At 68.1% G+C, this 17,027-nt stretch carries 14 protein-coding genes; 6 read left to right on the top strand and 8 right to left on the bottom strand.

Going from position 1 to position 17,027, the window contains the following annotated elements; translation table 11 throughout:
- Positions 1-46 precede the first annotated feature (46 nt).
- The 3 genes from DMP23_RS41960 to DMP23_RS41950 all read right to left on the bottom strand — a co-directional run bounded on the left by DMP23_RS41960 (position 47) and on the right by DMP23_RS41950 (position 3,541).
- The gene (locus DMP23_RS41960) at positions 47-1,513 is read right to left on the bottom strand and encodes a catalase (RefSeq protein WP_337824252.1); all 1,467 of its coding nucleotides are present in this window, start codon (positions 1,511-1,513) and stop codon (positions 47-49) included.
- A 183-nt stretch (positions 1,514-1,696) separates the two neighbouring features.
- Entirely contained in the window at positions 1,697-2,362 is a 666-nt protein-coding gene (locus DMP23_RS41955; RefSeq protein WP_037817028.1) for a response regulator transcription factor, read from the bottom strand.
- Complete coding sequence (locus DMP23_RS41950) at positions 2,363-3,541, bottom strand: sensor histidine kinase (protein WP_337824251.1); 1,179 nt, start codon at positions 3,539-3,541, stop codon at positions 2,363-2,365. It lies immediately after the preceding gene.
- A 171-nt stretch (positions 3,542-3,712) separates the two neighbouring features.
- Here DMP23_RS41950 and DMP23_RS41945 point away from each other — a divergent pair, with 171 nt between their 5' ends.
- Complete coding sequence (locus tag DMP23_RS41945; protein ID WP_037817030.1) at positions 3,713-3,943, top strand: hypothetical protein; 231 nt, start codon at positions 3,713-3,715, stop codon at positions 3,941-3,943.
- A gap of 13 nt (positions 3,944-3,956) precedes the next feature.
- Here the strand turns inward: DMP23_RS41945 and DMP23_RS41940 are convergent, their stop codons facing one another.
- A complete protein-coding gene (locus tag DMP23_RS41940; RefSeq protein ID WP_037817032.1) occupies positions 3,957-5,387 on the bottom strand; it encodes an APC family permease in 1,431 nt (476 codons plus the stop codon).
- A gap of 563 nt (positions 5,388-5,950) precedes the next feature.
- On the opposite strand from DMP23_RS41940, the gene DMP23_RS41935 reads away from it, so the two are divergent.
- Together DMP23_RS41935 and DMP23_RS41930 are read left to right on the top strand one after the other, a co-directional pair.
- Positions 5,951-6,784, top strand: a complete 834-nt coding sequence (locus DMP23_RS41935) for a transposase family protein (RefSeq protein WP_337820148.1) — start codon at positions 5,951-5,953, stop codon at positions 6,782-6,784.
- 342 nt (positions 6,785-7,126) lie between these two features.
- Positions 7,127-7,720 (top strand): TetR/AcrR family transcriptional regulator, encoded by a 594-nt coding sequence (locus DMP23_RS41930; protein ID WP_240690824.1) that lies wholly within the window; start codon positions 7,127-7,129, stop codon positions 7,718-7,720.
- Here the strand turns inward: DMP23_RS41930 and DMP23_RS41925 are convergent.
- Positions 7,701-8,771, bottom strand: a complete 1,071-nt coding sequence (locus tag DMP23_RS41925; protein ID WP_337824250.1) for a DUF6670 family protein — start codon at positions 8,769-8,771, stop codon at positions 7,701-7,703. The two genes, DMP23_RS41930 and DMP23_RS41925, sit on opposite strands and share 20 nt — an antisense overlap.
- A 68-nt stretch (positions 8,772-8,839) precedes the next feature.
- Here DMP23_RS41925 and DMP23_RS41920 point away from each other — a divergent pair, with 68 nt between their 5' ends.
- On the top strand, positions 8,840-10,390 hold the full coding sequence (locus tag DMP23_RS41920; protein ID WP_037817037.1) for an FAD-binding oxidoreductase: 1,551 nt from the start codon (positions 8,840-8,842) through the stop codon (positions 10,388-10,390).
- 4 nt (positions 10,391-10,394) lie between these two features.
- Here DMP23_RS41920 and DMP23_RS41915 read toward each other — a convergent pair whose 3' ends face one another.
- The 3 genes from DMP23_RS41915 to DMP23_RS41905 all read right to left on the bottom strand — a co-directional run bounded on the left by DMP23_RS41915 (position 10,395) and on the right by DMP23_RS41905 (position 15,108).
- Positions 10,395-11,810: a phytoene desaturase family protein gene (locus DMP23_RS41915; RefSeq protein ID WP_134728167.1), complete on the bottom strand. Its 1,416-nt coding sequence runs from the start codon at positions 11,808-11,810 to the stop codon at positions 10,395-10,397.
- Positions 11,807-13,591: a DUF3556 domain-containing protein gene (locus DMP23_RS41910; RefSeq protein WP_337824249.1), complete on the bottom strand. Its 1,785-nt coding sequence runs from the start codon at positions 13,589-13,591 to the stop codon at positions 11,807-11,809. The genes DMP23_RS41915 and DMP23_RS41910 overlap by 4 nt, the downstream gene beginning before the upstream one ends.
- A gap of 74 nt (positions 13,592-13,665) precedes the next feature.
- Positions 13,666-15,108: a class I adenylate-forming enzyme family protein gene (locus tag DMP23_RS41905; RefSeq protein ID WP_337824248.1), complete on the bottom strand. Its 1,443-nt coding sequence runs from the start codon at positions 15,106-15,108 to the stop codon at positions 13,666-13,668.
- A 188-nt stretch (positions 15,109-15,296) separates the two neighbouring features.
- On the opposite strand from DMP23_RS41905, the gene DMP23_RS41900 reads away from it, so the two are divergent.
- Positions 15,297-16,538 carry a PucR family transcriptional regulator gene (locus DMP23_RS41900; RefSeq protein ID WP_337824247.1) on the top strand — a complete coding sequence of 414 codons (1,242 nt, stop codon included), beginning with the start codon at positions 15,297-15,299 and terminating at the stop codon, positions 16,536-16,538.
- Positions 16,539-16,739: 201 nt separating this feature from the next.
- On the top strand, positions 16,740-17,024 hold the full coding sequence (locus DMP23_RS41895; protein WP_337824246.1) for a hypothetical protein: 285 nt from the start codon (positions 16,740-16,742) through the stop codon (positions 17,022-17,024).
- Positions 17,025-17,027 lie beyond the last annotated feature (3 nt).

Here is a 17,027-nt window from a genome sequence, read left to right as displayed (position 1 = left end):
GCAGGCAAGGGCCTGACAACTGCGCCGCCTCAGCCGTGCCAACCGGTCACAACGCCCCGATCTCCTCGCACGCCTTCCGCACCCCAGCGCCGTAAGCCGGATCCGCCTTGGCGCAATTGTCGATATGCCGCTCGACCGTCTCCCTGCGCGCGCCCTTGATCCCTCGCGCCGTGTTCTCGAACAGCCGCTGCCGCGCGCCCTCGTCCAGCAGCCGGAACAGGTTTCCGGGCTGCTCGTAGTAGTTGTCGTCGTCCTCGCGATAGTCGAACCGGTCCGCGACCTCGCCGCCCGGTCCGGCGGGCTCGGCGTACTGCGGCTGCTCCTCCCACCGCCCGAAGGAATTCGGCTGCACGCCCGGCACTCCGCCCTGGTTGCCGTCTACGCGCATCGCGCCGTCGCGGTGGTAGGTGTTGACCAGCGCCGCCGCGCGCGGGCAGTTGACCGGGATCTGGTGGTGGTTCACGCCGAGCCGGTAGCGGGTGGCGTCACCGTAGGAGAACAGCCTGCCCTGCAACATCTTGTCCGGGCTGACCGAGATCCCCGGCACCAGGTTGGCCGGGGTGAACGCGGCCTGTTCGACGTCGGCGAAGTAGTTCTCCGGATTGCGGTTCAGCTCCAGTTCGCCGACCTCGACGAGCGGATAGTCCTTCTTGCTCCAGACCTTCGTGAGGTCGAACGGGTGGAACCGGTAGGTCGCCGCGTCCGCCTCCGGCATGAGCTGCACGTACAGCGTCCACTTAGGATAGTCGCCGCGTTCGATCGCGTCGTACAGGTCGCGCTGGTGCGATTCGCGGTCCTCGCCGATGAGCGCGTCCGCCTCCGCGTCGGTCAGGTTTTCGATTCCCTGCTGGGTGCGCAGGTGGAACTTCACCCAATGCCGCTCGCCCGCGTCGTTGATCAGGCTGAACGTGTGCGAGCCGAACCCGTGCATGTGCCGGTAGGTCTTCGGGATGCCGCGATCGCTCATCACGATGGTGATCTGGTGCAGCGCCTCGGGAAGGTTCGTCCAGAAGCCCCACTTGTTCTCCGCGTTGCGCAGGTTCGTCCGCGGATCGCGCTTCACCGCGTGGTTCAGGTCGGGGAACTTCAGCGTGTCGCGGTGGAAGAAGACCGGCGTGTTGTTGCCGACCAGGTCCCAGTTGCCTTGCGAGGTATAAAACCGGACGGCGAACCCGCGGATGTCGCGTTCCGCGTCGGCGGCGCCGCGTTCCCCGGCGACGGTGGAAAACCGCACAAACGTCTCGACCTCGTTGCCGACCTTGCTGAACAGCGCGGCCCTGGTGTAGCGGCTGATGTCGTGGGTGACGGTGAACTTGCCGAACGCACCGGACCCCTTGGCGTGCATCCGCCGCTCCGGGATCACCTCGCGGTCGAAGTGCGCGAGCTTTTCCACCAGCCAGAGGTCCTGGAGCAGAACCGGACCGCGTGCGCCCGCGGTGAGGCTGTTCTGGTTGTCGGTGACCGGCGCGCCCGCCGCGGTGGTCAACGGGTCGGTGTTGTCAGCGAAAGTCATCGCTCCTCTTTCGTTGCATTCGTCCGCGAAAAAGGACTTTGCCGCCAAGATGGTACCGAAGCGCGAAGGTGATTCACTGCGACAAACAGCGTAAATTGCCGCAGGAATATTCCTCATTACGAGAATAGATTCGCATCCTGCGTATTCATTCCGGAATACGTGCCCGGCACTGCGGATTTCCGGTTATTCCTCGCTGTCGCGCACGACGAGCGCGATCTGCACCCGGTTCACCACGCCGAGCTTCGCGAACAGGCTGCTCGTGTGCGCCTTCACCGTCGCCACGCTGATGTGCAGCCGCGCGCCCACCTCGGCGTTCGACAGCCCTTCCGCGATCGCCCGCGCGGTGTCCCGTTCGCGTTCGGTCAACGCGGCCAGCCGCGCCCGCGCCGCCTCGCGCGCGGCACGCCGGCTCCCCGACGACTGCGGCCCCATCGCGGCGGTGATCAACCGGCTGGTGGCGGCCGGGGACAGCGCGGGGTTCCCGTCGGCGACCGCGCGCACCGCGGCCAGGATGTCCGGCGGCGGGGTGTCCTTGAGGACGAACCCGAGCGCCCCGGCGCGCAGCGCGCCGAGCACCATCTCGTCGGAGTCGAAGGTGGTCAGCACGAGGATCCGCGGCGGGTCCGGCCAGCTGAGGATGGCTTCGGTCGCGCTCAGCCCGTCGCGGCCGGGCATCCGCACGTCCATCAGCACGACGTCCGGCCGGAGCCGGCGGACCTCGGCGATCGCGGCGTCGCCGTCCGCGGCCTCGCCGGCGACCTCCAGGTCGGCTTCGCCGTCGAGCATGAGCCGCAACGACATCCGCACCAGCTGATCGTCATCGACGATCACGACCCGCACCCGGTCCACTCACTCGCTCCCTTCGCCGCGGGCAGGCCACGGCAGCCACGCGGTCAGCACGAACCCGCCGTCCGGGTCCGCGTGATGGTCAAGGTCGCCACCGGCGAGCTCCACCCGCTCGGCAAGCCCCAGCAACCCGAACCCGGCGGACGGCGGCGGCGCCACGTTCTCGGTCGCTCCGGAATCCCGCACCGTCACACGTAGCCCCTCGCCCTCCCCGCCCTCCACGGTGACACACACGTCGGCGCCAGGCGCGTGTTTCCCGGCATTGGTCAGTCCTTCTTGGACGATCCGGTACACCGTGCGCGCCAGCAGATCCGGCGGATTCCCGACCGCCTCCGGGGTATAGGTGACCTGCACCCCGAGCGCCCGCGCGTCAGCGACCAGCGCGGGCAGATTCGCGAGCGACGGCTGCGGCGGCTCAAGCCCGCCCGGACTGGCCCGCAGGACCCCGAGCACCTCCCGCAGCTCCTCCAGCGCCTGATGCGCACCGTCGGCGATCCCTCTGGCCAGCAGCGACACCTGGTCAGGCGGCAGATCGGCGCGATGCCCCAGCACGCCGGCCTGCATCGCGACCAGCGACACCCGGTGCGCGAGGACGTCGTGCATCTCGCGCGCGATCCGGTGCCGCTCGACAATGCGCGCCTCAGCTGCCCGTGCGACCTGCTCGCGTTCGGCGCTTTCCGCGCGTTCCCGCAGCGACTGCAGCTCCTCGCGCCGCGCCCCGATCGCCGCTCCGACCGCCACGACGATGCCGGTGACCAGCACGATGAACGAAATGGACCACCACCACGGGTCCGGGTCGGAACCGCGCGGGTAGAGCCCTTCGGTGACCGCCGCGGTAGCGACGCACGCCAGCCCGATGAAGGTGGTCTCGAACAGCCGGCGCCGAGTGGCGAGCGACCCGAGCACCAGGAGCGCGGCTCCCCCGGCGGAGGTCGACACCGCCGAGACGATGATCACGCCGGTCGCGATCGAGAGTGGGTACTTCCGCCGCCACAGCGACGCGACCAGACAGCCGAGCCCGACGATCGGGTCGCCGAAGATCAGCCACCCGACCCGCGGGTCGTCGGATCCCGCGGGCAGATGAGAGGCGACCGCCACCCAGGCAACCACGCCGAGCAGCGCGGCCACGGCCAGCCGCCACCCCTGCTGCCACGGCTTGAGCTTGACCTGCGAAACGATCACCAGCCCATCTTCGCCGATCCGCCCCCGCCGTGCAGCCGCCCTCGGCACACCCCGCGCCCTAGACCAAAGTAGTACCCCTCGACTTTGGTCGGCCCCGGTTCGCTCCGCAGGTCCGATGCGCACCGTAGCCGCGGCCGACACACTGGGAGCACCACGACTCAGGGAGAACACATGAGCAAGGGCGGCTACTCAGCAGTGCAGATCGTCGGCATGGTGATCACCGTCGTATCCGCACAGGCCGCGATCCGCAGTTTTTTCGACCACGACGCACGCCAATTGTGGGGAGCGCTTGATTGGGTCCCCGGCGGCTGGGGCGGACAATTAGCCGCACTGGTAGTGCTGACCCTCGCCGGGGTGGTCCTCGCCGGCTGGGCGCACGACCGCACCAAGGAGAAAAGCTGAGTCCACTGCGGACTCAATGCACCTCCGGCCCGAGCGCCGCATACGTCTCCGGACGCTTGCGTCGCAGATACTCCGCCATCGCCAGCCCCGCGACGATCAGGATCGGCAACAACCACGGCAACAACCCGATCCACGCCGCGTCGGACCCGGCCATCGTCGGAAAATTCAGCACCGCCAGCACGATCACGCCAATCAGCCCGGCCCCGCCAAGCCCCGGCGCGACAAACGTGCTCCACCAATGCGGATCCCGCCGCTGCCGGAAAAACACCACCACCGCGATCGACGCCATCGCCTGCAACACGAGGATCGCCAACGTCCCGAACCCAGTCATCGACGACGTCAAGAACGCGACCGGATCAAGCCCCAGCACCGCGAAGATCGCCGCTACAACCGTCGCGAACCCGATCTGCGCCGCACTGGCGTTACGCGGCGTACCAGAAACCGTACGCCCCAACACCTTCGGCAACACGCCGTCCCGGGCAAGCGCGTAAATGTACCGACTAGCGGAGTTGTGCAACGCCAGCAACGCGGCGAACAGACTCACCACAAGCAACAACTGCATGACATCGGTAAGCACGGTCCCGAGCACATCCTGCGAGGTAGCCAAGAGCAGGTCCCCCGCCGCGAGATGATCCTGCGCCACGGCTTTCGCGTTCCCCACGCCGATCGCGCTGACCAGCGCAAGCGAGGTAATCGCAGCGAAAACCCCAATAGCGATCACCGCGATATAAGTAGCACGCGGCACTGACTTGTTCGGGTCGCGCGCTTCCTCGCTGAACAACGCAGTCGCCTCGAACCCGATGAAACACGTGGCAGCAAACAACAACCCAAGCCCGATAGACCCAGACGTGACGACCGCAGGCGACAACGCACTGAGCGAATACCCAGACTTCACGAGCACCGCAACGTCGAAGACAACCAGAATGCTGACCTCAAGAATCAGCGACACCGCAAGCACCTTCGCCGAAACGTCCACCCCACGACGACTCAGCAAAAACACCGCGACGACGGACAACGCAGCCCAAAACTCCCACGGCAAGTCCAAATGAAAGACCCGGTTGACGACCCCGCCCGTCAACGCACCAGAGGTCCCCACCGCCCCCGCGACGAAACAGTTGTATCCAGCCAACGCCACAAACGCCCCGGACAACCCCGCCGGACGCCCTAAGGCCGCAGTAAGATACGCGTAGAACCCACCAGCGTTGGACACGTACCGGCTCATCCGCGCGTAGCCAACACCGAACAACAGCAACACAATCCCCGCGATCAGGAATGATGCAGGCATCCCGCCGCCATTGCCGAGCGCGATCCCGAGCCCCGCGATCACCACCATCCCGGTCAACGGCGCGACCGCAGCGAGCACGAGAAACGCAATCCCGCCAGTGCCGAGCGCATTAGCGCGCAGCTGCCCTCCGACAGCCTCCGGTGTCGACTGCTGTGCCATCCAGGCCTCCCGATCCGCTACAAGGCGCCCATTTGCCCCGCAGCGACCCAGTGTCGCTTGCTAGAGGCTGAGGGCCTTGTCATCGCAGGCAGAGGTCTTGCCAATCCGCGCACCCCCACTCCGGTGAGGTTCGTGGGGCCACCCTCACAGCCGCTGATTTCCCCAGGGCCCCCTCACGACCACCGGCGGTCCGTCAGGGACCCCTTCACGGACCCAGATTCCCTCAAGGACCCCCTCACGACCCACTCGCCCGCTCCGCGACGACCGGGCATGCGCCCCAATGCGGCATTGGTTGCGTCCCACGCACCGAACGCCACATTGGGTGCATCACATGCACCCAACGCCACATTGGGGATTTTTCATCTTGTTGGTGCTGGTTAGGTGGGGTTGACGGGGCTGGTTGTGGTTGTGCTGTAACGGAGTTGCGGGGCGGGCGTGGGCCGGGCGGGAACGCGGCGGAGCCCCCGGATGTTGATCAAGTCGTGACTCAAGAAAAAACGTCCGGGGGCTCCGCTCTCACTGTCTCACAGCAGGTTCTGGCCTCGTATCGCAGCGTGCTGCCGGTGTCGCCGCCCACGATCGCGATGCTGGCCGGGTTGATCGGCCGCCGCCGCCGGGCGATCGGGTCGCGGTGGCGCAAGGCGTCCCCGGCCGAGCAGGCGGTGCTGGTGCTGGCGATGCTGCGCCACGACCAGCGCCTGCTGGACCTGTCCCGCGCCAACGCGGTGTCGGCCGCCACGCTGCGCCGCTGGCTGCTGGAGGCCATCGACCTGCTCGCGGCCCGGGCGCCGCGGCTGGGGCGGGTGCTGCGGCGGCTGGCCGCCCGCGGCGCGGCGGTGGTGCTGGCCGACGGGACCCTGATCCGCACCCGCCGCCGCACCGGCACAGACAATCGCCGCAACTACAGCGGCAAGCACAAACACCACGGCCTCAACGTCCAAGGCCTCACCGACGAACACGGACGGCTGCTGTGGGTCTCGGCCGTGCTGCCGGGCAGGACCGCCGACATCACCGCCGCCCGCCGCCACCGGCTGCGCGACCGCCTCCACGCCCACGGCCTGACCCCCGCCGCGGACAAGGGCTACCAGGGCTGGCACAAAGACGTCCGCGACACCCGCCACTGCCCGGACTGCGGCGGCCCCTGCGCGCAGATCGTGCTCACCCCGTTCAAAGCCGAAACCAACCGGCCGCTCACCGAGCCGCAGAAACAGGCCAACAGCGTGTTCAACGCGATGCGCTGCGCGGTCGAGGGCGGCTTCGCCGCCCTCAAAACCTGGCGCGTCCTCGACAAACTCCGCATCGCACCACGCCACGCCACCACCCTCGTCCGCGCCCTGCTCGTCCTCACCCAGCACGAACAAGCCGTCCGCGACACCGCCCAGCCCACCCCGGCCTGACAACTACCACACCCCGTCAACCCGCCATGAACAGCACAAACCAGGATGAAAAATCCCCAATGTGGCGCAAACCCCAACCCCCACCCCAACCGCAGCCGATGCACCCAACGTCGAGGCACCCACACCGCCCCCAACCCCGATCCGAAGCCCCACTGCGGTCGGTGGGTGCTTGTCAAGGCATCTTTCCCGCCTTGACAAGCACCCACCGACCGTCAGCACAATAAAACTTCGGGGTGGCGGCCCCCCTAACGAGCGCAATGTCGCCGCCAGGCGACGAGCCGAACCCCCCGGCGAACCAACCGTCCACAATAGACCAAGCCCCCATCAGCTATGCTCAACAACGTGCCAAACCCAGCAGGCAGCAAAGGAATGCCGCGCCCCGAACGGGAGCGGCTGATCCTCGACGCCGCCGTCCAGGAGTTCGGCACCCAGGGCTACGCCCACGCTTCAGTAGCCGCCATCGCGCGCCGAGCGGAAATCTCCAAACCCCTGGTATACGGCTACTTCGAGTCCAAAGACGGCCTCTACCTGGCCTGCCTCCACCGAGGCGCAGCCCCGCTGGTCGACGCCGTCACCGAAGCCCAAACCGGCACCGGCCTCACCCGCGCCCTAGGCACCCTCGAAGCGATCTTCCGCACCCTGGAACCCCGCCGCCTCGACTGGGCCGTCCTCTGGGACCCGACGCTGCCCCCAGGCTCCGCAGTGGACGAAGCAGCCCGCTCCTACCGCCGCAAACTCTCCACACTCGGCGCGGAAGGCACCCAGGAAGCCTTGGCCTCAGCGGGTTTCGCCGACCCCGCCGATGCCTCACTGTTCGCCCGCATCTGGTATGGCGCGGTCGCCGCCACTGTCAACTGGTGGCTCGAGCACCCCGAAGAGCCCGCCGAAACCACCACTCAGCGCTGCGCCCGCATCCTCACCTCCCTGCGCGGCTGACCTCGCAATCCACCCACTCGAAGTACCCGCTCCCCGAAACCGGCCGCCCCCGAAACGCACCGGAATACGTGTACGCACCGACATAACCGCGCCCATGGCCGTACCGCAGCGGACTGTCCACCACCGCCTCCACCGCCACGACCTCCTCCGCGCCGTCCCGCACCGTCCACCGGAACCGCTCCGGCACCCGCATCTCCCGCCCGCGCGGATCAACCTCCGGCTCAGCCCGATGCTCCACCTCGACCCGCACATCCCGAAACACCGCCGCATCACCGTCGAGCGTGCGCAGATGCGCCAGCCGGCAAGCCGTCGCCCCAGCCGCGCGGACATCGGTGAGCAACAACTGCGTCCGGTCATCGAGATTGATGATCTGATAGGTGAAGAAGTCAATCGGCAACTTGAACCGCTGCGGCAACGGCGAACGCCGAAGTGCTTGCGGCGAAAGAGATCGCGCGTACTCCACAGTGCAAAGTCCGTCGATTTCCGTCTCACCAGTGTCGTCGGTGATCATCCCGGTAAAGGTGGCGAGCAGACTCAAGTGGTCGTAAGCCGGATTGCGCACGAACCACGAGACCTGCGGCGTCGCGGTGATCTCCAGGTCCGCCGAGAACCCGTCGTACCGCGCGTGCACCTGATACGACGGATGCGCTGCTTCGATAGCCAGATCCGAATCCCACTCCAGCCGCGAACCGTCCTCGGCGAACCGGCATTCGGTGCGCGAGTCGTAAGCCCGGTAGTGGTGGTGCCCAGGCGCGACAGTGGACGAGAGAACGGTCGTGGTGCGGCGGGCGTCGGAGGTCGCGAGATAGTCGTTGTCGAAACAGACCGCGCCGGTGCTGCCGATCAGGGTCATGGTGTTCAGGTAGCGGTGCGGCCGCGGCAGCTCCGGCACGAAAATGCCGTAATGCGTCCACGCCCAGGTCCGCGAGCCCGGATGCGGCCGCAGCAGACCGGGCCGGTCGAACGGCTTCGCGGACTCCTCGATCCGCTGGTCGAAGCGAGGAAGCAGCTTGTTCACCACGAACGGCGCGGCAGCGGTCAGCACGCTCATCTTTCCTCCTCAATGCCTATTACCCTAGAGTAAGTTACTCAAGGGTCAATTCGGAAGGGAGCAGACGGATGACACGGTCCTGGTGGGGTTGGGGCGACGTCGAGGAAGCACTGACCGCCGAAGAAGCGGAGGCGCTGGTCGCGCGCACGGCCGCCTTCCTGCCCGCCCACGACTTCACCGACCACGCCCCGCCCCCGCCGGACGACCTGCCGGTGCCGCCGTCCCGGCTCCGCCCGCCCACCGCGCTGGCCCGGTTGTGCTCGACCGACTGGACCGACCGGCTGTCGCACGCGCGCGGCAAGGCGTTCCGCGACGTCGTCCGGAACCTGGAAGGCCGGGTCGAAGCGGTGCCGGACATCGTCGCGCGTCCGGAATCCGAGCAGGACGTGCTCGATCTCCTGGACTGGTGTTCCACCGACGGCACGCCGCTAATCCCGTATGGCGGCGGCAGTTCCGTCGTCGGCGGCATCGAACCGCGGTTCCCCGCGCCCGCGGTGTCGCTGGACCTCGGCCGCCTCGACCAGGTCGTGGAGATCGACCGGACGAGCCGCGCCGCGCGAATCCAGGCCGGGGTGTACGGACCGGCGCTCGAGGACCAGCTCCGCCCGCACGGGCTGACGCTGCGGCACTACCCCCAGTCGTTCACGCACTCCACGCTCGGCGGCTGGCTCGCGACCCGCGCCGGCGGTCACTTCGCCACCCTGGCCACGCACATCGACGACCTCGCCGAGTCGCTGCGCGTCGTGACCCCGGCCGGAGTCAGCGAGTCGCGGCGGCTGCCCGGATCGGGGGCCGGACCGTCGCCGGATCGGTTGTTTCTCGGCTCGGAAGGCACCCTCGGCGTGATCACCGAAGCCTGGATGCGGCTGCAAGAACGCCCTCGCTGGCAAGCGAAAGCGTCAGTCAGCTTCGCCCGGTACTCCGACGCGGTGCAAGCGACCCGGGCGATCGCCCAGTCCGGCCTCTACCCGGCGAACTGCCGTCTCCTTGACGCCGCCGAAGCGTTCCTCAACACCGGCGTCCAGGCAGACGGCTTGCTGCTGCTCGCGTTCGAGTCTGCCGACCATCCGGTGGACGCCTGGCTGGACCGCGCCCTCGAACTCACCGCCGACCACGGCGGCACCGTCACCGCCCGCCGCGGCGAGTCGGGTTCGACGTGGCGTTCGGCGTTCCTGCGCATGCCGTACCAGCGCGACGCCCTCGCCCGCCGGTCGATGGTGGTGGAGACCTTCGAGACCGCCTGCACCTGGGACGCGTTCGAGACCCTGCACGAAGCGATCACGACGGCCGCGAACGCGGCGATCGCCGAGATCTGCGGCGCGGGCGTGGTGACCTGCCGGTTCACCCACGTCTACCCGGACGGCCCCGCGCCGTACTACGGCATCTACGCGACCGGACGCTGGAGCAGCACCGTCGCACAGTGGGACGAGCTGAAAACCGCGGTGTCCGAAGCGATCCTGGCCAACGGCGGCACGATCACCCACCACCATTCGGTCGGCCGCGACCACCGCCCGTGGTACGACCGGCAGCGCCCGGACCCGTTCGCCGCCGCCCTCTCCGCGGCGAAAAACGCCCTCGACCCAGCCGGGATCCTGAACCCGGGCGTCCTTCTCCGCTGACCCGTCACCGCCGCAGATACCGCAACGCCCGCGCCGCCGCGTGGCTGCCGCACATCCCGTGCGCACCCGGTCCCGGCGGCGTGGCCGCGGAACAAACGAAATGCCCGGGGACACCCACGTCATACGGCTGCAACGTCGTCCGCGGGCCGAAAACCAGCTGCCGCAGGTCTTTCGCGCCGGTGAGGATGTTGCCGCCGACGAAATTCGGGTTCTCCGCAGCGAATTCCGCCGACGACGTCGTCACCGAACCAATGACCCGCTCCCGGAAACCCGGCGCGAACCGTTCGATCTGCGCAGTGATCGCCTCAGTAGCGTCACCGGTGAATCCATGCGGCACATGCGCGTACGCCCACACCGGATGCACATCCCCGACCGAACGCGTCGGATCAGCCAGATACTGCTGTCCCAGCAAAACGAACGGTCGCTCCGGCATCCGTCCACTGTGTACATCACGTTCGCCAGCAACGACCTCCGTCGCCGATCCTCCCAAGTGGACAGTCCCGGACGCCCGCGCTTCCGGTGACCGCCACGGAATCCCGCCCTTCACCGCGAAGTCCACTTTGAACGCGCCGGGACCGTAGCGAAACTTCTCGTACGCCCGTCGAATCCGCGGCGGCAACCGGTCGCCGAGCACCTGCGCGAGAGCGCTCGGGCCGACGTCCCACACCACCACGTCCGCCCGCGGCAGCTGCGAAACCGACTCCACCCGCACGCCAGTCTCGATCTTCCCGCCGAAGTCGGCGATCAGTGCGGCCAAGGCGTCGCTGATCGCCCGCGACCCGCCCTCGGCGACCGCCCAGCCGTGCCGGTGACCAGCGGTGAGGATGCCGAGCCCGATCGCCGACGACAGCGGACGGTCGAGCGGCCGGAACGCGTGCGCCGCCACCCCGAGCCACAGCGCACGAGCCTGGGGAGTGCGGAAGTACCGGGCCAGCACGGTCGCCGGCGCGACCGTCGGCAGACCGAACCGACCCAGCAGCAACGGATGTTTCGGCACTCGCAACAGTGGCCCGAGGATGTCCTCGCTCAGCGCGTCGTAGTTCTGCGCGGGCGAGGAGAACAGCGCTGACCAGCGACGTTCGTCCGCGCCGAGCCCGGCGGCGGTGCCGGAGACCGAGCGTCGCAGGACACCGGCGGTGCCGTCGTCGAGCGGATGCACGCAGTCGATTTCCGGCAGCCGCCAGCGCAGGCCGTACCGGTCGAGCCCGAGGTCGGTCAGCACCGGGGAGCCGACCGCCATCGGATGCGTCGCGGAGCAGTGGTCGTGGCGCAGGCCGGGGACGATCGCCTCGTAGGTGCGGGTGCCGCCGCCGATCTCGTCGGCGGCCTCCAGCACCGTCACGTCGACCCCGGCGCGAGCCAGCACAGCCGCCGCGGCGAGCCCGTTGGGTCCGCTGCCGACCACCACCGCCGTAGTCATGCCAGCACGCTGCTCGTCGTCGCCGGGCTCGCGGTCCAGGTGACGGTGAGCGGGATCGGTCCGTTCGGCAGCCACGGCTGTTCGTTGACCGCGTCGGCCACCGTCCAGTGGCCGCGTTCGATCACGCCCAGCGCCGCGTCAATCACCTGGTAATGCTGCACCTTCGAGTGGATGGCCTGCGACTCGACCCACACCACGATCCATTCGCCAGGCGCGAAGCCGACCCGCTTCTGCACCGCGTTGACGAAGCTGAGGTCGTGCAGGTGCCCGTCGCCGAAGTTGAACCCGATGATCGAGTTGCAGCCGAACTCGGCCTCGCGCACGGTCCGCGTCTCGAGGTCCGGCAGGTTCTTCGCCAGCACCGAGAACAGCCCGCGGCCCTGGCTGTGCATCGACCGCCAGGCGATGGTCTGCTGCATGGTGATCTCGGCGATCTCCGCCGGATAACCCATCGCCTGCAACTGGTCGACCTGGTTCTTCGTCGGCCGGTGCGGCAGCGTGTTCAGCTTCGCCTCGGCCCCCGGCGCGAACGCCCACAGCGCCGACGCCCAGTTGCCCGCGTACTGCCGCATCGACGGCAGGAACGACACCAGGTCCGGCCGCAGATTGCCCAGGATCGGGAAGAACAGCAGCGCGGCCGCGATCACGACGGCGAGCCAGCCCGGCGTCATGTCGCCGACGCCGTATCCGGCGCTCGCCGGGAAGCCGAGGAACAGGAAGATCGCGAGGTAGCCGAAGAGAATGTTCCACTCCAGCGGCACCGCCAGCGGGAACGTGGACGTGATGAAGAGGTGGAACGCCACCATCAGCGCGACCCCGGCGAGCGTGACCCAGTGATTGGTGGAGAACAGCAAAACCAGCGGCGTGATGATTTCCACCGTCGTCCCGCCGACGTGCGCCATGAACGACGCGAGCTTCGACGGACGGATGTCGTTCGGGAAATTCCGGTAATGCGCGCGCTTCAACCACTTGAACGGAACACACGGACTGTTGGACACCATCGGCGGCACCACATTCGTGAAGTGCTTGCCGAACTTCGAGACGCCCGCGCCGATCCAGACAGTGCAGATCAGCAGTTTCGCGGCGATGATCATGTTCACGAACGGCAGGAAGGCGAAGAACACCAACGCGGGCAGATACTGTTCACCGCGAGCGGCGAGGAAAATTGTCTTGTCCCGCAAGCCATTCAGCACGTACAGCACGATCGGCGCGATCAGCAATGCCGGACGCACGAGTCCGGAGGTGTTTCCGGGCAATGCGGCCGACAACGCGGCGTCCGGGACACCGGGAAGCACGATCGCGGTCAGCAGCGTGACGAGGAAGGCCAAGTACAGTAGCACATCGAAGCCGTTCCGCCGGTCGCCCGTGGTGAACGGCACACGCTTCCACGGCCGCAACCGGATCGTTCCGGGCCGTGCCCAGAACAGGATCCCGCCGGTCATCGGCTTGAACTTGCCCGCGATCGGACCCCAGGAGCCGGCGACGCCGACCGTTTCCAGGAATACCGTCCACAGCACGAGCTTTTGATAAACCACAGGCTCGTGCCACCACGCGGCGACGTCCCAGAACGGACCGACACCGGACGTCGCGGTCGCCAGCGCGACCCCGGCCAGTACGTAGAGGAAAACCAGCTTCACCACGTACGTGGCCGGAATCATCTTGGGCGAGCCGAATCCGAACTGGACCCAGTGCAGTGCGAGCGCCTTGGTTCGTTCGAACAGTGGCTTCCGCAGGAAAGTTTCCGGATCGACCGGGGGAAAGTCCCCTGTCTTGAACCCCATTGTTCTCCGCCTTTCTCCGGGCAGCATCGACCGGGCCCGCCACTGCGGGCACGGATTTTTCTTTCAGATTCGGATCAGCCGGCCGCGGCGAGTTCCCGGCGCAGCGCGGGTTTGTCGATTTTGCCGACCGGGTTCCGCGGCAGCGCGGGCACGATGTCGATCCGCACCGGCACCTTGACCCTGGTCAGCCGTTCCCGGCAATGCGCAAGCAGTTCGGCCTCGCTGGCGGTCCTGGACGGGTACAGCGTCACGGTCGCCACCGGCAGTTCGCCGAGCACCGGATGCGGCGCGCCGACCACCGCGGCTTCCAGCACCGCCGGGTGTGCGTGCAGTGCGTTCTCGATCTCCTTGGGGTAGAGGTTCTCCCCGCCCCGGATGATCATGTCCTTGATGCGGTCGACCAGGACGAGGTAGCCGTCCTCGTCGAACCGCCCGACGTCGCCGGTGTGCAGCCAGCCGTCGACGATCGTGGCGGCGGTCGCCTCGGGCCGGTTGAGGTAGCCACGCATCACGTTCGGACCGCGGACCACGACCTCGCCGGGACCGTCGGTCACCAGCTGGCCTCGCGGATCCATCAGCGCGACCTCCTGCCCAGGCAACGGAAGCCCGACAGTTCCCGGTTTACGCGGCCCGGCCAGCGGATTCAGCGTCGAAGCACAACTTCCCTCGGACAGTCCGTAGCCCTCGACGACCACCACGCCGAACCGTTCCTCGACGCGCTGGATCAGCTCGGCGGGCATCGGCGCGGCACCGCAAACCGCCAGCCGCAGCGACGAAGTGTCCGGCCGCACGGTTTCCGGCAGACCTGCCAACCGGGCGTAAATCGCTGGCACGGCAGAGAAATACGTCGGACGGACGCGTTCGATTGTGTCGAAGAAGTCGTCGGCGCGGAATCTCGCAGTGATCGTCGAGCGGCCACCAGCGAGCAGCGGCGCGAGCACGCTGACCACGATTCCGTTGACATGGAACAGCAGCAGAATCAGCAAACTGTGGTCTGCTGGGCCGAGTTCGAGCGCGTCGACGATCATTTCGGTCATCACTCGCACGTTGCGGTGGTCGAGCACCACGCCTTTCGGCTGTCCCGTGGTGCCGCTGGTGTAGATGAGCAGCGCGACCGCGTGGTCGTCGTCGGCCACCGGACCGTCGTCGGGAGCGGCGGTCGCCAGTTCCTCGACCCGCATCGTCACCAGGTCCGAATCACCGTGTCCCACCACGACTTTCGCCCGCGCGTCGGCGATCTGGAACGAGGCTTCGCCGTCGGTCAGCTCCGGGTTCACCGGCGTGACCGCGGCACCGAGCCGCCAGGCAGCGAACAACACCACCGCGAACTCGACGCGATTCGGCAGCAGCACCGCGACGACGTCGCCAGCGCCGACCCCGCGGGCCCGCAACGCGGCCGCCGCGCTGCGCACCCGCACCGCGAAACCGGCGTTGCCGAGTTCGCCGTGTTCGTCAGCGAGACACGGCCGGTTCGGGTTTCGCCGGGCCCGTTCCTCAGGCAGCGCCGCGAGGTGCATCGTCGAAGTCCTTTCCCAGTGCGGCTCAGGTGGGAAAGGACGGTAAGGACGGGCCGTGACCCAGGCCATAGGCCGCAGAACCGAAGGGTCCGCCGGTCGTTGTGCCGGGGTCACAACCGCCTGCACCGAGGGGGTGAACGACGCCGCTCGCCTGTCGCTGAGGCGGTCCGGTGGTTACCCTGACCGCCATGTCCGACGCCGTCGACGCCGTCGTGGCCGAGATCGCGCACGCCATCGACGCCGACCTCGCCGCCCGCACCACCGAACTCACCGACTGGTTCGTCGAGATGATCCCGGAATTCCGGCACGACGAGACGGTCCGCAAGCTCATGATCGCCAGCACCTCGGCGAATCTGGTCGCGATCCTCGACATGCTGTCGCATTCCATCCCGCTCGACCGGATCACCGTCCCGCCCGCCGCGGCCGAGTACGCGCGCCGGTTCGCCCAGCACGAGCTGTCGCTGGAGGCGCTGCTGCGCGCGTACCGGCTCGGTGAGCACCGGTTCGAGCAGTGGGCGATCGAGGCGCTGGAACGGCAGTCGAACATCGACACCCAGCTGGCGCTTGCGGTGCTCGCCGAACTGTCGCGGCGCACCAACCGCTACATCGACCAGGTCATCGAGGGCCTGATCGACATCTTCGAAACCGAACGCCGGCGCTGGAGCAGCCGCACCGGAGCCGCGCGGGCGGCGCAGATCCGGCTGGTGCTCGATTCGGACACGCTGACCGAGGACGCCGCGCAGCAGCTGCTCGCCTTCCCGATGCGGCAATGGCACTGCGCGGCCGTCGCGTGGCTGCCCGCCGAGGGCGCGGGCGAACTGCAGGCCGCGGCGCGATTGCTCCAGGAGCTATGCGGACGAGGTCCAGCCCTCACCATGCTGGCCGACGACCGCACACTGTGGAGCTGGACAGTCAGCACGGAACGTGACGACATCGAGGTCGAACGCCTCCGCTCGGGCGTGACAACCATCGGCGGCGGCCTGCGACTGGCCCTTGGCGCGCCCGGCTACGGACTGGCCGGATTCCGCGGCTCCCTGCGCGAGGCGGTCCGGGCACGGGCGGTCGCGGAGACCGACGAGGACCAGAGCCAGAACGTGGTGCTGTTCGACGACGTCGCGATCGCCGCCCTGCTCACCGAACAGTCCGACGACGTCTACCGCTGGATCGCGCGCGTCCTGGGAGACCTCGTCGCCGATGATCCCGGCACCGAGCAACTGCGCGAGACGCTGCGAGTCTTCCTCGACACCGACGGCAGCTACACGCACGCCGCCGCCCGGCTGCACCTGCACAAGAACACCGTTCACTATCGCGTCCGCAAGGCCGAGGAACTGTGCGGACGACCGCTCGCCGAGCATCGGCTGGAAGTGGAAGTCGCCCTGCGTGCGGCCACTTCGCTGCGCAAGCGGCTGCCGTGGAACGAGCCCGGCTGAGCCGTCAGTCCATTGTGGATTCTTTTGCCTTCGCGCGGCGGCGTGTTAGCCTGTCGCCGTGCTGCGCCTCATGACGTCCGAGCGACTCGTAACCCGGCGCGCCGGCTGAACCAGGCTGCCGGCGCGCGATGCCGGTATGCGGTTTTTGCTTCGGGACCTGGCCCTTCTTTCCCTCGCCAGAACTTCCTCCCGGAGTACGCCATGTCCTTGAGCACCTTTTCCTCCGCCCCGTACACCTCCGCCCCGGCGATGCTGGTCCGCCGCCGGATCGCGACGTACTTCGTCGGCGGCATCGACCAGATCCCCGCCTTGGTCGCGACGCTGACCCAGCACGGGAAGCTGATCCACGAGCTGTCCGTCGACGTCCGTGAGGGAGTCCGGGAAAGCAGCATGGTCAGCACCGTCCTGGTCAGCCCCGACGCACTCGACGCCCTGCTGGACGCGCTGCGGACCCTGTCGTCGGTCGTCTCCGCCGAACTGGCCTGATCC

Source organism: Amycolatopsis sp. A1MSW2902 (assembly GCF_017312175.1).
GTDB lineage: Bacteria > Actinomycetota > Actinomycetes > Mycobacteriales > Pseudonocardiaceae > Amycolatopsis > Amycolatopsis nivea.
The sequence above is the reverse complement of the archived record's forward strand: the minus strand, read 5'-3'. Positions and strand labels throughout refer to the sequence as shown.